Source organism: Rodentibacter sp., from assembly GCF_057314195.1.
In genome coordinates this window covers 14580-28799 of the sequence record NZ_DBHLAM010000035.1, presented here as the reverse complement: position 1 = coordinate 28799, position 14220 = coordinate 14580, and the positions used below count along the sequence as shown (strand labels likewise).

The following is a 14220-nucleotide window of genomic DNA, read 5'->3' as shown; positions in this document are numbered from 1 at the left end:
CATGTCGATCATTTCGCTAAACTTTGCCAAGGTAAAACCAGCATATCCCCAAAAGAGATGTCAGGTTGTCCCAACACAATACCAACAGCATTGGTAAGTAGGTGTAAAATCGGTTCGGTGATATAAATCCCCATACCGAGCAGTAACAACAAGTAAATTGCCAATACCACAATAGAGGATTTATTTAATTCGCCGACTTCAATGCCCTCTTTTGGCTGACCTAATACGGTTTTTAACAGCATGGTAGTTAACCCGGCTAGGGCAATGGTCAAGAAGATCAAGCATAAAACGATGAGCCATGTTTTACCTGCATAAATCCCTGCGACGGCGATAGCAAATTCACTGGTAAACATCCCGAACGGTGGCATGCCCCCTAGGGCTAATGCACCACCGGCAAACAATACGGCAGTAAATGGCATGGTGCGCCATAAACCACTGACTTGCTGAATATCACGGCTTCGATATTTCAATAAGATATTACCGGAAGCACAGAACAATAAGGCTTTCGCTAAACTGTGGGCGATGGTGTGTAACAAGCCGGCAAACGCCCCGATCGGGCCACCTAAACCAAAGGCAAAACTAATTAACCCCATATTTTCAATACTGTGATAGGCCAACTTACGTTTAATATCATGTTGCATGATGATAAAAAATGAGGCGATACCGGTGGAAAGCAAACCGAATACTAATAACAGCGTTTGTGGATATTCGTCGCCCACGGCTTGGGAAACCAAAATGTAGTAGCGTAAAACCACCAACATAGCGCAATTTAGCAGTACGGCAGAAAGCACCGCACTGACAGGGCTTGGCGCTTCACTGTGAGCATCAGGCAACCAAGTATGCATTGGAAACAGACCGCACTTGGTGCCGAAGCCAACCAAGATGAATGCAAAGGCAAGATACATCAAACCGTGATTAAGGCCGGAAGCCTGTTGATTAACGGCTGTCCAGAAAATGGCTTGACCTGGATCTGCTAAGAGGTTCGTTCCATTCGCGAAAGTCAGAATCGTACCAAATAAACCGAACGCTACCCCAACAGAGCAAATAATGATGTATTTCCATGCAGCTTCCAGAGACGTTTTTTGTTTATAGGTTCCGACTAAGAAAGCAGAGCTCAAGGTCGTGGCTTCAATTCCTGCCCACATCAAAATCAGGTTATTGGTGGTCACCGATAAAATCATGGTGAAGAAGAACAGGTGCAAGAAACCGTAGTAACGGCAATAACCGATAATATCAATATGCCCTTCGTTAAATTCACGGTTGATATAGGCAACAGAATATACGCCTGCCAAACCACCTACGATGCTAATTAAAGCTAAGAAAATGGCTGACAGGCTATCTACATGAATCCAATTTCCCCACGTTGTAATTTCCCCTTGCGCCAATACCCCGGAAATCACCATAAGAGAAAACATAAAGGTTAATATCAATCCGGTAATATGAAGTGCGGTGCAAAATGACTGTGTTTTTACCAATCCGCTGGCAAAACAGGCAATTGATATTACTAAAGGTGCGATTAATAACGCATTTATCCATTGTTCATACATAGCGTTACCCCTTCAAATTCATAAGTTGTTTTGCATCTAATGAATGGAATGTTCGGTAAATTTTATTTACCAACACCACCATAATGATGACCGCGAAGATAGCATCTGTAGCAATCCCGATTTCGACCAACTCAGGTGCTTTATTTGCCAATAAGGCTAAAGTGAGATGAGACCCGTTTTCCATCAAACAATAACCGAATACTTGTTTTACGATATTGCGCTGACTCACAATACATACCAAACCAAGCAAAAAGTGGCTTAAAGACACAGAAAGCGCCGGTTTGAGATGTTCCACTAACGGCAGGTCAATCGGCATAATCACAAAGTAACACAAGGTGACAATGCAAGCAGTGATGGGCAACAACCACGCAATATTCATCCCTGCCGGGGTTTGACTTTCATCAATGTGGCGCATGGCGTAGATTAAAATCGCCGGCACTAAAATAACTTTGGTAATAAAGGCGCTGATTGACCACATATAGAGCTCGTGTGCTTGCATTTCATAGGCAAGATAGACGAACAGCAAAACCAAAACGAGAGATTGTAAGCCATAAAACATTGCCGCTCTTTTGGCGGTTCTTACCATAATGACGCAGAGAGAGGTAATAATGAGTAAACTTGCAAGACCATTAATCATTAACATAGATTCCTCCTTAACCTGCTAAACCCAGCCAATAGGCAGCAATAAAACCGGAACAAACCGACATCACCATAAGCACAACTAATACAACGTGCATAGAAAGCGTAATGGGCTGAGCTTTGGCAACAGCGTCCGACGCTTGACCAATGACACATTGTCCGAATTTATACAGCAACCATACGAAAGTCGCCGTAGATTCAATCAATGCAATCACCATCAAGATCGTGATCCAGCTATACTCATTGCCTAATTCAAAGCCGGCAGCAAACAACGGGAACTTGCTAAAAAATCCATTAAACGGCGGCACCCCGGCAATCGCTAACGCAGCAACACCGAATCCCGCCCCAACAACAGGCATCGTGCGCATGATCCCTTGCAATAACGGCATAGAACGGGTTCCGGTGGCATAACTTAAGGAACCGGCAACCAAGAAGAACAAACTTTTTGCAAAAGCATGGTTGAAAATATAGGCAACCGCTGCAACCAAAGCTAATTTGGAACCAAGCGCCGCAAGAGAAATCCCAATGAAAATATAAGAAAGTTGGGTAATGGTGGAATACGCCAGCAAGCGTTTTAAATCCGTTTGCGGCAAGTACATCATAAAGCCGTAAATTAAGGTAATCATCGCCATAACGATGCCCACCTCACCCACAATCGATGGAATATCACCGGCAGACATCACCGCACGAGCAAAGATATACACGCCCACTTTAACCATTGATGCTGCGTGCAAATAAGCACTCACCGGTGTAGGAGCTTCCATGGCATTCGGCAACCAAATTTGCATTGGCAACTGTGCGGATTTCCCCCAGGCAGCAAACATTACGCCGAAGAGCACAATGCTTTTCGCACTCGGGTCCAACTGTTCCAATGCGGTGATAGAAAATGTGCCGGATTGGCTGAACAAATAAGCCGCTGCAATGTATAAACCGATGGCCCCCACATGAGTGATAATCAAAGCTTTCATTGCGGCTGCCATGGCTTTCGGACTTTGATAATAGCTAATTAATGCCCAAGAACAGCCACCGGTAATTTCAAAGAACAGTAACTGACCTGCCAAGGTAGAAGACAACACTAAACCGGCCATCGCACCAATAAAAATGAGTAAAAATGCGTAAAAGCGCGGTAAGCCGTTATGTGGATGCTCACGGTTTTTATCGGTTAAATAGCCACAAGAATATAAGCAAATCAAGAAACCGAGACTGACCACCGCGAAGCCAATCAGAGTGCTAACTGCATCCAATGTCACCCCAAAAATGACGGTGTGATCGAATGCCACCAGATCATAGGTCACGCTTTGATGACCACTGAAATACCACTGTCCTGCTAATGCACTGATACAGACAGTCGTCAATGCCGCAAAAAACGTCGCTAACTTGGCAAAATTCGTTTTTGTTAGGCCGACGATAAAAGCCCCCACAAATGGCGAAATGATTGTAATCAGAGCTAAACGTTCCATATTTTTTCCTCCTTACAATCCAGTGAGGTAAAACACAAACGCCAACACAGAAATGCCGAAGCCGACAACCGTTAAACGTCCGGTTAACATGAAGCTGGTACGGGAAAGTGTATTTTCAAAAACACTGGCTAACACGAACACCACCAACAATTTCACGAAGAAGAAAACAGTGCCAAGAACAACCGCACTTATGCTCAAATCCTGTGCTGCGCCGAATGGTAATAACACGCTCACAAAGATGGCGGCAACCACCATGGATTTTAAGCTCAAGCCCATTTTTAACAAGGCAAGAGACGGACCGGAATATTCAGTCAACGGGCCTTCTTGTAATTCTTGTTCTGCTTCAGCTAAGTCAAACGGAATTTTCCCCATTTCAATAAACACAGCGAAGAAGGCAGCAACCAGAGCCACCAGCGTCGCAATGGGATATTGCCAACTTTGTTCTGAAAGTTGTGTACCAATCACGGCAAAGTTAGTTGAACCGGCAATCAACGCAATCACTAAAAACGCCAACATTAAAATCGGTTCAACCAACACACCTAGTGTTACTTCACGGCTTGCACCTAAACTTGAGAATGTGCTGTTTGAATCCAAACCAGCAATTGAAAAGAAGAAACGGAACAGCGCTAATAAATAAACCACGGTAATTAAATCACTGCTGGCTCCAAACGGTGAAACTCGAGTAAACAAAGGCAAACTCATTGCCACTACCATGACGGTGCTGATTAACACGTAAGGCATCATGCGGGAAACCGCACCGGCATTATCCGGCCAAATATTTTGCCGTTTCATCAATTTCGCAATGTCACGATAATCCTGTAACAATCCCGGACCACGGCGTGACTGAATACGCGCACGAATCATCCGTGAAATACCGGAAAATAACGGGGCAAGAGCAAGTAAAATCAAGGCTTGCACAATGGCCAAGACAAACATTCCGGCGGATGTGGCAATTTCTGAAGGTAACGTAATCATTTTCGACCTCCTACATCAATGCAATGGAAAGCAATATTGCCACCAAGGCAATCACGAAATACACGCAATACACACGGAAATCGCCTTGTTGCAGCCATTGAATTTTACGTCCTAACCAAGGAATGAAATGCCCAATCGGCATCGTGACTTTTTCTTCCCAGAACGGTTCGGTATTCGTTGCACCTTTAATTAACGCCTGAACGCCTTTATTTCCTAATGGTGCCGGATCTAACACTTGGCGCAAGGTGTAAAGCGGTTTAAAGATCGTGCGTAACGGTCGGGTAAAACTACCTGCAGAAGCGGCCATATGGCTTTCATAGGCATAACCACAAGCCCAAGGATTACCTTTAGCGCGAGCAGCCACCCGTTGATTTTTAGTTAAGGCATAGTAAGTGAACGGCAGGAAGAAGAACGCCAACAGCATAATTGTCACCATTGGTGTAGAAAGCGCCGTATTCGGCTCAGCTTGAGCAACGAGCACGCCATTATGCGCTAACGTGATTGATGCCGAATTGGCAAGTGCGGTGGAAATTTTCGCTATTATTGGGGTCACAACAGAGGCACCAACGCCCAATAAGATACAACATAACGCCAAAATGCCCATGGCAATGACCATCGGTTTTGGCACTTCACGGGCATTTGTCGCGCTTTCACTGCGAGGCGCACCACCAAAGCTAATCCCATACACTTTCACGAAACAAAGTGCCGCCAGTGCACCGGTTAACGCAAGCATAATAATGGCAATCGGGCCGGCAAGTTTTAGCACGAAATCATCGCTTTGACTGAGGCTGAATAAAGATTGATAGGTAAACCATTCGCTGACGAAACCGTTAAACGGTGGCAACGCAGAAATTGCCATGGTACCAATTAAGAAACAGAACGCGGTATATGGCATGAGTTTACCTAAGCCACCCATAAGATCCATGTCTTTGGTATGTAACCGATACATCACAGAGCCTGCGCCTAAGAACAACAAGCCTTTAAATACGGCATGGTTTAATAAGTGGTACAACCCACCAAGCAAACCAACGGTGGCAAGAACCGGATGATGAGTGGCAATGCCGATCATGCCAACACCGACACCCATCATAATAATGCCGATATTTTCTACTGTGTGATAAGCCAATAATTTTTTAATATCATGTTCGGCAAGGGCATAAAGCACGCCAAGAACAGAAGATACGGCGCCAAATCCCAATACAATCACGCCATACCACATATTGGTGGCCCCCAAGAGATCGATCCCCACTTTCACGATCCCAAAAATCCCGATTTTCACCATGACGCCGGACATTAACGCAGACGCATGAGATGGTGCCGCCGGGTGAGCTTTTGGTAACCAACTGTGTAATGGAATCATACCCGCTTTTGCCCCGAAACCGAGGAAAGCTAAAACAAACACAGTGAAGGCAAGCGGTTCGGAAAGGCGGGTTTGTCGAAAATCGCCAAATTCAAAACTGCCTGAATAGCAGTAGAAAATAAAGAAGGCGATCATAATTAACACAGAACCGGCATGCGCAATGAAGAAATACAATAAACCGGCATTCACAGCGTTGTCATCTTGTTCGGTTAACACCAAGAAATAAGATGCCAACGACATCATTTCAAAAAAGACTAAAAAGTAGAACGCATTATCGCAGGTGACTAAGGCAACCATCGAAGCGATAAAGAGATTCATGAAGAACCCCATGGAACTGGCACCTTTACCTTTATATTCTTTCACATAAGAGAAAGAATAAAGTGCACTGACCACGACCAATAAAGAAATCACGCACACCATAAACGCAGCCAATCCGTCGATACGGATGGAGAAGCGAGCAAATTCAAATGGGGTTTGGAATACATCAACGACAGTGTCGCTGCTGATAAGAACGGGGATGCAGGCTGCGATGCCTAACACTCCACCAAGTATACCGGTCACGCCGGATATATTGATTGAAAGTTGTTCATTCCGACTTACGATGAGCGAAATAAACGCACCGACAACATAAATCAACAGGGCCGTGACGAGTAAACTAATTGAATAACTCATAATTTCACTCCATTGATTAACGAGTAAACAAAACTATCTTGGAATAGCAGGTGAAGACGTTAATGCCATTTCACGTTTTTTAAGGTTAGCTTGTTCAATACTCTTATCACTGATGATAAACAGGGTTTTCGTCGGACAGGTTTGCACGCACGCCGGGCCTTCTTCGCGGAAGTAACACAAATCACATTTCACCGCAATCGCTTTCACGCCTGGTTGCCATGCCAACATATTGTGTAATTCCGAATTATCCGGAGCAGTACGAATATCCCGTTTCACTGCATCAGTAAAGGTGAAACTTTCGTAATACTCAGGTGCATCGATCGGCGCACTACCATGTTGCGTAATCGCACCAAACGGACAGGCGATACCGCACAATTTGCAACCGATACATAAAGATTCATTGAGTTGAATAGTGTCATTCACATGAGTTATCGCGTGTACCGGACACACAGTGGCACACGGCGAGTCATCACAATGACGACAGAGGATTGGAACGGTTATGTCGTCATTGCGCATGACTTGTAACCGAGGATAAGATTGTAATCCGAAGGCTTTATGGGTTTCGCTACACGCAGCCATGCATGTGTTACATCCTATACAGTCTTTGGGATCACCGATAACAAAACGATTCATAGTCTCCCCCCCTTATAGACAGTGCGAGTGGTTAAATCCTTAATAACCACTTTAAAATTAAGGGTACTACTTATAAAGTATTAGGCCTAGCCTTGATCTTTCTTTTTCTTGATTGAGATCATAAATATTGAAATTTCTTTAAGTATTCCTAGATAAGATAAGTAATTGATTTTTTAATGATAAAATTTCTTATTTAGTATATTCTATTTATAGAGGTAGACTGATTTTTATATAATTCTTCTCACAAATTTACTCTCATAAAAAAGGAAAACCTATGAACAAAAAACCTTACCTTGCCGTTTTCGGCATCATTTTAGCGACAGGATTAATGGCATCCGCCTTTATTCTTGGTAATCAATTTAAAAATTTTCGTCAAACCGGCTCAATTTCAGTGAAAGGATTAGCGGAAGAACATTACACCGCCACTCAGGGGACATGGGTAATTAATATAGGCGGTTGGGGGAGAACTTATAGTGATGCAATGGCCGCGAACCAAAAGAATTTGAATGAAGCCGTGCGTTTCTTAAAATCACAAGGATTTACCGATGAAAATCGTGAAATAACCGAATTAGATGTGAAACCTTACACAGAATATTATGAAAATGAGAAAGGAGAAACGAAACGCCGTCAGAACGGCTACACCGCCTCCAGAAATATCCATCTCTCAACCAAAGAACTGGCCAAATTACAAAAAGCTTTAACGAATATTCACCAAATTGCGGCAAACAATGAAGAAATTGGCTTTAATGATCCCAATTATTATTTAGAAAATTTAGAAAGCCTTAAACGAGAATTAATCTCTAAAGCGACTCAAGATGCTCGTATACGAGCAGAAGAATTTGCCAAAACCAGTAATGTTAAAGTGGGCGTGTTAAAATCCGCCTCCCAAGGTCCTTTTTACATTCAATCTCCTAATCCTGATGCAGAAGACAGCAGCGATTACACCGGTAGTTATGACACCAGTACTATTGAGAAAAAAGCACGTTTGGTTGTCACTATTGAATATGCCATTGAATAAATCTTAATGTAACACTTATCCCCCGGATGGCGTGCCCTCACGCCATCTTTCTTAAATCGTTTTGATTCAGATCAGCGCTTACGCTGTCATTTCTCACTATCATCTCTTAATAAAATCAACCTGGCCGAGAAAAATATGAACGGAATCGAGTTAAGAATCAAAGGTAAAGTACAAGGCGTAGGGTTTCGTCCTTTTGTCTGGTTACTGGCGAACAAATACGAACTACATGGCGATGTCAATAACGACGGACAAGGTGTGTTAATCCGCCTGCTGGAACCAACGAAACAACAGTTACAACAATTCCTACACGATTTGCACAACAAACTACCACCACTGGCCCTTATTACCGACATTCAGCAGCATGAAAAACGCTGGGAAAATCCACCACACTTTGACGGCTTTGAAATCCGCGAAAGTGAAAACAACGCCATGGACACCCAAATCGTGCCAGACGCTGCTACCTGTCCCGCCTGCCTGCAAGATTTATTCGACCCAACCAATCGGCGCTACCACTACCCTTTCACTAACTGTACTCACTGCGGTCCGCGTTTTACCATTATTAAAGCCATTCCCTACGACCGCAAAAATACCTCCATGGCGAATTTTCCTCTCTGCCCCGAGTGTGCCGCCGAATACAAAAATCCTGCCGACCGCCGTTTCCATGCGCAACCCAATGCTTGCGTCGTTTGCGGTCCGCATATTTGGTTGCAAGATCAAAACCACCGCCTTGCCAACAGTGAAGCGGCGCTAAAACAAAGCGCGCATTTACTGCACGAAGGCAAAATCATTGCAGTAAAAGGCATCGGTGGATTTCATTTGGCCTGCGACGCACGGGATTTCAATGCGGTGCTGAATTTAAGGGTGCGTAAACATCGCCCGAGCAAACCGCTCGCCGTGATGGTACCAAGCCTTGCTTTTCTTCAAAATTTAAATGACGATGAGATTCGACTTTTAACTTCCGTTGCCGCGCCGATAGTACTATTGGAGAAATCCAAAGTACCAAACTTAGCGGAAAATATCGCGCCCCATTTGAACGAAATCGGCGTAATGTTACCGAGCAACCCGTTGCAACATCTATTGCTGCGAGAAACCGCGATACCCTTGGTCATGACGTCGGCGAATCCAAGTGGCGAACCGCCGGTTTTGGATAACGAAAATGCGCTCAAAAAATTAGCTGCATTAGCGGATTTTTATCTTTGTCATAATCGCGACATTTTACAGCGTGCCGATGATTCCTTAGTCCGCGCCGCGTTCGATGGCCCGGAAATCTTGCGTCGCGCTCGCGGCTATGTGCCGGATGAAACCGTACTGAACACGCAAAATCAACGCAATATTTTGGCATTCGGTTCCGATCTAAAAAACACTTTCTGTTTGTTAAAACAAAATAAAGCGGTGGTCAGCCAGCATATCGGCGACACCGCTAACGAATTGGTGCAACGACAATTAGAAAATAATATTGCGCTGTTTTCGCACATCTACCAATTCACGCCGGATATCATTGCGGTGGATGCACATCAAGGTTATTTTTCTTCAAAAATCGGAAAAACCTTGGCGGAAAAACTTGGCCGGCCTTACGTGGAAATACTTCACCATCATGCTCACATTGCTGCCGTACTGGCAGAACATCATTGCTGCGACAAAACGATCGGTATCGCCTTAGACGGCATCGGCATGGGCGAAAACAGACAGCTTTGGGGTGGCGAATGCTTGTTGGTAAACGGTGTCCAATGCCGCCATTTAGGTGGTCTGCCCGCAGTTGCATTGCCCGGCGGTGATTTAGCGGCGACTCAACCTTGGCGCAACTGGCTTGCGCATTTACAACAATTCGTGCCGCATTGGCGCGAGATTGCGGCGCAAAGCTGTGCTGATTTGCCTTGGCAAACGCTTGCAGCAGCGATTGAACGCAAAGTTAATTCGCCATTAATTTCCTCCACCGGTCGCTTATTTGATGCGGTGGCCTATGGCTTAGGCATTACTGCTGAAAAACTCTCTTGGGAAGGCGAGGCCGCCTGTCATTTAGAGGCGCTTGCCGCACAATCTCCTTTAGCCAAACATAAAAGCACGTTCGATATCACGGTTAAAATGCCGATAAAAGAGAATAAATTAGATCTCACCGTTTTCTGGCAAAGCTGGTTGGCTTACGAAGGTTCAAAAGAAGATAAAGCCTTCGCGTTTCATTATACCTTGGCACAAGGTTTTGCAACTCTTGCACGCAAACACGCGCAAAAACACAATTGCCGCACCATCGTGCTTTCCGGCGGTGTGATGCACAATCAATTATTGCGTCGTTTATTGAAAGAAAATTTAACGGAATTTAAAGTACTAAGCGGCCATCAATATCCGATGGGCGATGGCGGATTAAGTTTAGGACAAGCAGCCATTGCCGCGCAATTTGCCGAAACCATGCGAACCGAGTAAGATAGCCCGACTTTTGCCTTTGCTTAGCTTGTTCCGGCCACGCTGCCGAAGACCGAAAACCGCGCGTTCAATGCGGTGCTAATTTGACACTTCATTTTCATTCTAAACTCACCGTCTTCGCGCGCGAAAAAAACGAAAATGCAAAACTAACCTTTCCGGTATTTTTATTAAAGAGGAAAAATCATGGTAAAACTTAACGCTCAGCAAGTCGTTGAATTATTGAATCAACGCAGTTCCACCCGCTATTACGATCCGAACAAAAAAATCGGAGAGGAAGACTTTAACGCTATTTTGGAATGCGCGCGCCTTTCACCGAGCTCCGTGGGTTCCGAACCGTGGAAATTATTGGTGATTCAAAATAAAGCCTTACGCGAAAAAATTAAGCCTTTTAGCTGGGGCATGAAAAACCAGTTAGATGATTGTAGCCATCTCGTAATTTTACTTGCTAAGAAAAACGCCCGTTACGACAGTCCGTTTTTCACCGAAGTGATGACACGCAAAGGCTTAGATGAAGAACAACAAAAACTCGCACTAGCCAAATACGAAACCTTGCAAAAAAACGATATGAAATTGCTGGAAAGCGAGCGCACGTTGTTCGATTGGTGCAGCAAACAAACCTATATCGCACTGGCCAATATGCTCACCGGTGCGGCGGCGATGGGCATTGATTCCTGCCCAATTGAAGGTTTTCATTATGATTTGATGAATCAAACCCTTGCTGCGGAAGGCTTATTCGATCCGCAAGAATATGGTGTTTCCGTCGCTGCCACATTTGGTTATCGGGCCCGCGACATTACGAAAAAATCGCGCAAAACGATGGATGAAATCGTGACTTGGGTGAAATAACGGCGCCTAATATCAAGTTGCTCAAATTCAGATGCACTCACCTTCCGAAATAGCACCGCATTGAAACCTTGAACTGCGGCTCAATTCAGTTCGGTGTCCACCACATAAACGAAAAGAACCGAGCGCTATTTAATAAGCGCTCGGTTCTTAAATTAAAGGAGTCGATTTTAAAAATTTCCGATTATTTTCCGTCTTTCAACGATTTAATTTTTTCAATCACATTGGTCGTCGAACAGCCGTTTTCAAAATTAAGTACTTTCACATCGCCGCCATTCGCCCACACTTCTTTGGCTCCGGCAATTTCTTCCGGTTTGTAGTCGCCGCCTTTGACAAGCAGATCCGGCAACACTTCGCCGATTAAACGTTGCGGCGTATCTTCAGTGAATGGCACCAACCAATCCACGGAAGCCAACCCGGCAAGCACTGCCATGCGGGCGTCCAAATTATTAATCGGGCGACTTTCGCCTTTTAAACGTTTTACCGATTCATCGCTGTTGACCGCGACGATTAAACGATCGCCCAATTTGCGGGCATTTTCTAAATAAGACACATGACCCGGATGAAGAATATCAAAGCAGCCGTTAGTCATCACGATTTTTTCACCGCGCGCTTTGGCCTGCGCCACGGCCTCTTTCAGTTGGGCTTCAGTCATAATGCCGAAACCGGTTTCCGGACGGGCGTGGATCGCGTTTTCAAGTTCCACGGTGGAAACCGTCGAGGTGCCGAGTTTGCCCACCACAATGCCGGCTGCCACGTTTGCCAAATAGCAAGATTCCTCAAAGGAACGACCGTCCGCCAATGCGGTGCCCAAAACACTGATCACCGTATCACCGGCACCGGTCACATCAAACACTTCTTTCGCCACCGTTGGCAAATGATAAGGTTCTTGATTCGGACGCAGTAAGGTCATTCCCTTTTCAGAGCGAGTGACTAAAAGTGCAGTCAAATCGATATCTGCAATGAGTTTCAAACCTTTCTCAATAATTTCTTGTTCCGAGTTACATTTACCCACTACCGCTTCAAATTCGGCCATATTCGGAGTAAGCAACGTGGCGCCGCGATAGCGCTCAAAATTCGTACCTTTCGGATCAATTAACACCGGCACATTGGCTTTACGCGCGATTTGAATCATTTGTTGTACATCTTTTAACGTGCCTTTACCGTAATCGGAAAGAATCAACGCGCCATAGTTTTTCACCTCATTTTCTAATTTTGCAAGTAAATCATTACACTCGGTGTTTTGGAAATCTTCTTCAAAATCAAGACGAAGCAATTGTTGATGACGCGATAAAATACGTAATTTAGTAATTGTCGGATGCGTCTCCAACGCCACAAAATTACAGTCGATATGCTGGTTTTGTAATAATTTGGAAAGCGCCGCGCCGGTTTCATCTTGCCCAATTAAGCCCATAAGTTGTACCGGTACGTTGAGCGATGCAATATTCATCGCCACATTCGCCGCACCGCCTGCGCGCTCTTCGTTTTCCTGTACGCGCACTACCGGCACCGGCGCTTCCGGCGAAATGCGATTGGTTGCACCAAACCAGTAACGATCAAGCATTACATCACCTAATACGAGCACCTTTGCTCGGTTAAATTCGGTTAAATATTGAGCCATTTTATTCTCTCTTAAAACACTGGTAAAAAAATCGGCGCAATTTTACCACAACTGATTTTTGCGTTAAACTAGCGCGCAATTTTAGCGAGAATATGATGAAAAATAGCAAACTCCCTAGGTTCCACCCCGCTTTTCTTGCCCCCAAATATTGGGGATTCTGGCTCGGCATCGGCATCTGGCGTGCCCTCCTGTTCCTGCCCTATCCGATTTTACGCCGTATCGGCAACGGCTTAGGCGCACTTTTTTGCCATTTAAAAGTGGGCAAACGGCGTGCTGCGATTGCCCGCCGTAACCTTGAACTGTGTTTTCCCGATATGCCTGAAAGCGAACGCGAAGCGGTTTTACAAGAAAATTTGCGTGCCGTCGGCATGGCGATTATCGAAACCGGTATGGCTTGGTTTTGGTCGGACGCGCGCATTAAGAAATGGTCAAAAGTGGAAGGCTTGCGCTACCTGCAAGAAAATCAACAAAACGGCATTATTTTCGTTGGCATACATTTTCTTACACTTGAGCTGGGCGGCCGCATCGTGGGTTTATATCATCCAGGCGTCGGTGTTTACCGCCCAAACGATAATCCGCTCTTTGACTGGCTGCAAACTCAAGGACGCTTGCGTTCCAATAAAGACATGTTAGATCGCAAAGATTTACGCGGCATGATTAAAGCTTTGCGCCGTGGCGAAACCATTTGGTATGCGCCAGACCATGATTACGGCCGTCGCAATGCGGTGTTCGTACCGTTCTTCGCCGTAAAAAATGCAGCCACAACAACAGGGAGCTATTATTTATTAAAAGCCTCGCCGAATAGCAAAGTGATTCCTTTCGTACCGTTACGCAATGCGGACGGCTCCGGCTATACAGTGAGCATTTCCGCTCCGGTAGATTTCACCGATTCGGAAAACGAAAGCGCGGTCGCGGCACGCATGAATCAACTGGTGGAAAAGGAAATTATGAAAGGCATAACGCAATATATGTGGTTGCACCGCCGTTTTAAAACTCGCCCAAATGAAAACGATCCGAGCTTATACGATTAACGT

The 14220-nt window shown here is 45.0% G+C and carries 11 protein-coding genes; 4 read left to right on the top strand and 7 right to left on the bottom strand.

Translation table 11 applies throughout. The features are described from left to right. Window positions 1–8: 8 nt before the first annotated feature. The 6 genes from ACO59Y_RS05365 to ACO59Y_RS05340 are packed head-to-tail and all read right to left on the bottom strand — an operon-like array spanning window position 9 to window position 7286. On the bottom strand, window positions 9–1547 hold the full coding sequence (locus ACO59Y_RS05365; RefSeq protein WP_486131311.1) for a hydrogenase 4 subunit F: 1539 nt from the start codon (window positions 1545–1547) through the stop codon (window positions 9–11). Between the two features lie 4 nt (window positions 1548–1551). Next, complete coding sequence (gene hyfE, locus ACO59Y_RS05360) at window positions 1552–2190, bottom strand: hydrogenase 4 membrane subunit (RefSeq protein WP_486131309.1); 639 nt, start codon at window positions 2188–2190, stop codon at window positions 1552–1554. A gap of 10 nt (window positions 2191–2200) precedes the next feature. Next, window positions 2201–3646 (bottom strand): hydrogenase 4 subunit D, encoded by a 1446-nt coding sequence (locus ACO59Y_RS05355; RefSeq protein WP_486131307.1) that lies wholly within the window; start codon window positions 3644–3646, stop codon window positions 2201–2203. Between the two features lie 12 nt (window positions 3647–3658). Further along, window positions 3659–4621 (bottom strand): respiratory chain complex I subunit 1 family protein, encoded by a 963-nt coding sequence (locus ACO59Y_RS05350; RefSeq protein WP_486131305.1) that lies wholly within the window; start codon window positions 4619–4621, stop codon window positions 3659–3661. 10 nt (window positions 4622–4631) lie between these two features. After that, window positions 4632–6653: a hydrogenase 4 subunit B gene (gene hyfB / locus ACO59Y_RS05345; protein WP_486131303.1), complete on the bottom strand. Its 2022-nt coding sequence runs from the start codon at window positions 6651–6653 to the stop codon at window positions 4632–4634. A 33-nt stretch (window positions 6654–6686) separates the two neighbouring features. Then, on the bottom strand, window positions 6687–7286 hold the full coding sequence (locus ACO59Y_RS05340; protein WP_486131301.1) for a 4Fe-4S dicluster domain-containing protein: 600 nt from the start codon (window positions 7284–7286) through the stop codon (window positions 6687–6689). Between the two features lie 274 nt (window positions 7287–7560). Between ACO59Y_RS05340 and ACO59Y_RS05335 the strand changes: the two genes are divergently transcribed. From ACO59Y_RS05335 to ACO59Y_RS05325, 3 genes are all read left to right on the top strand, one after another. Continuing rightward, entirely contained in the window at window positions 7561–8304 is a 744-nt protein-coding gene (locus tag ACO59Y_RS05335) for an SIMPL domain-containing protein (protein ID WP_486131299.1), read from the top strand. Window positions 8305–8439: 135 nt separating this feature from the next. After that, window positions 8440–10722 (top strand): carbamoyltransferase HypF, encoded by a 2283-nt coding sequence (gene hypF / locus ACO59Y_RS05330; RefSeq protein WP_486131297.1) that lies wholly within the window; start codon window positions 8440–8442, stop codon window positions 10720–10722. A 183-nt stretch (window positions 10723–10905) separates the two neighbouring features. Next, window positions 10906–11568 carry an NAD(P)H-dependent oxidoreductase gene (locus ACO59Y_RS05325; RefSeq protein WP_373604119.1) on the top strand — a complete coding sequence of 221 codons (663 nt, stop codon included), beginning with the start codon at window positions 10906–10908 and terminating at the stop codon, window positions 11566–11568. A 181-nt stretch (window positions 11569–11749) separates the two neighbouring features. On the opposite strand, the gene hldE is transcribed toward ACO59Y_RS05325, so the two are convergent. After that, complete coding sequence (hldE, locus tag ACO59Y_RS05320; protein ID WP_486131295.1) at window positions 11750–13186, bottom strand: bifunctional D-glycero-beta-D-manno-heptose-7-phosphate kinase/D-glycero-beta-D-manno-heptose 1-phosphate adenylyltransferase HldE; 1437 nt, start codon at window positions 13184–13186, stop codon at window positions 11750–11752. A gap of 95 nt (window positions 13187–13281) precedes the next feature. On the opposite strand from hldE, the gene ACO59Y_RS05315 reads away from it, so the two are divergent. Then, window positions 13282–14217 (top strand): Kdo(2)-lipid IV(A) acyltransferase, encoded by a 936-nt coding sequence (locus tag ACO59Y_RS05315; RefSeq protein ID WP_486131346.1) that lies wholly within the window; start codon window positions 13282–13284, stop codon window positions 14215–14217. Window positions 14218–14220 lie beyond the last annotated feature (3 nt).

What these genes read in the sequence shown, in the direction of transcription:
- ACO59Y_RS05365 (WP_486131311.1), bottom strand. Translation starts at nt 1,547, where the DNA reads ATGTATGAACAATGGATAAATGCGTTATTAATCGCACCTTTAGTAATA.
- hyfE (WP_486131309.1), bottom strand. Translation starts at nt 2,190, where the DNA reads ATGTTAATGATTAATGGTCTTGCAAGTTTACTCATTATTACCTCTCTC.
- ACO59Y_RS05355 (WP_486131307.1), bottom strand. Translation starts at nt 3,646, where the DNA reads ATGGAACGTTTAGCTCTGATTACAATCATTTCGCCATTTGTGGGGGCT.
- ACO59Y_RS05350 (WP_486131305.1), bottom strand. Translation starts at nt 4,621, where the DNA reads ATGATTACGTTACCTTCAGAAATTGCCACATCCGCCGGAATGTTTGTC.
- hyfB (WP_486131303.1), bottom strand. Translation starts at nt 6,653, where the DNA reads ATGAGTTATTCAATTAGTTTACTCGTCACGGCCCTGTTGATTTATGTT.
- ACO59Y_RS05340 (WP_486131301.1), bottom strand. Translation starts at nt 7,286, where the DNA reads ATGAATCGTTTTGTTATCGGTGATCCCAAAGACTGTATAGGATGTAAC.
- ACO59Y_RS05335 (WP_486131299.1), top strand. Translation starts at nt 7,561, where the DNA reads ATGAACAAAAAACCTTACCTTGCCGTTTTCGGCATCATTTTAGCGACA.
- hypF (WP_486131297.1), top strand. Translation starts at nt 8,440, where the DNA reads ATGAACGGAATCGAGTTAAGAATCAAAGGTAAAGTACAAGGCGTAGGG.
- ACO59Y_RS05325 (WP_373604119.1), top strand. Translation starts at nt 10,906, where the DNA reads ATGGTAAAACTTAACGCTCAGCAAGTCGTTGAATTATTGAATCAACGC.
- hldE (WP_486131295.1), bottom strand. Translation starts at nt 13,186, where the DNA reads ATGGCTCAATATTTAACCGAATTTAACCGAGCAAAGGTGCTCGTATTA.
- ACO59Y_RS05315 (WP_486131346.1), top strand. Translation starts at nt 13,282, where the DNA reads ATGAAAAATAGCAAACTCCCTAGGTTCCACCCCGCTTTTCTTGCCCCC.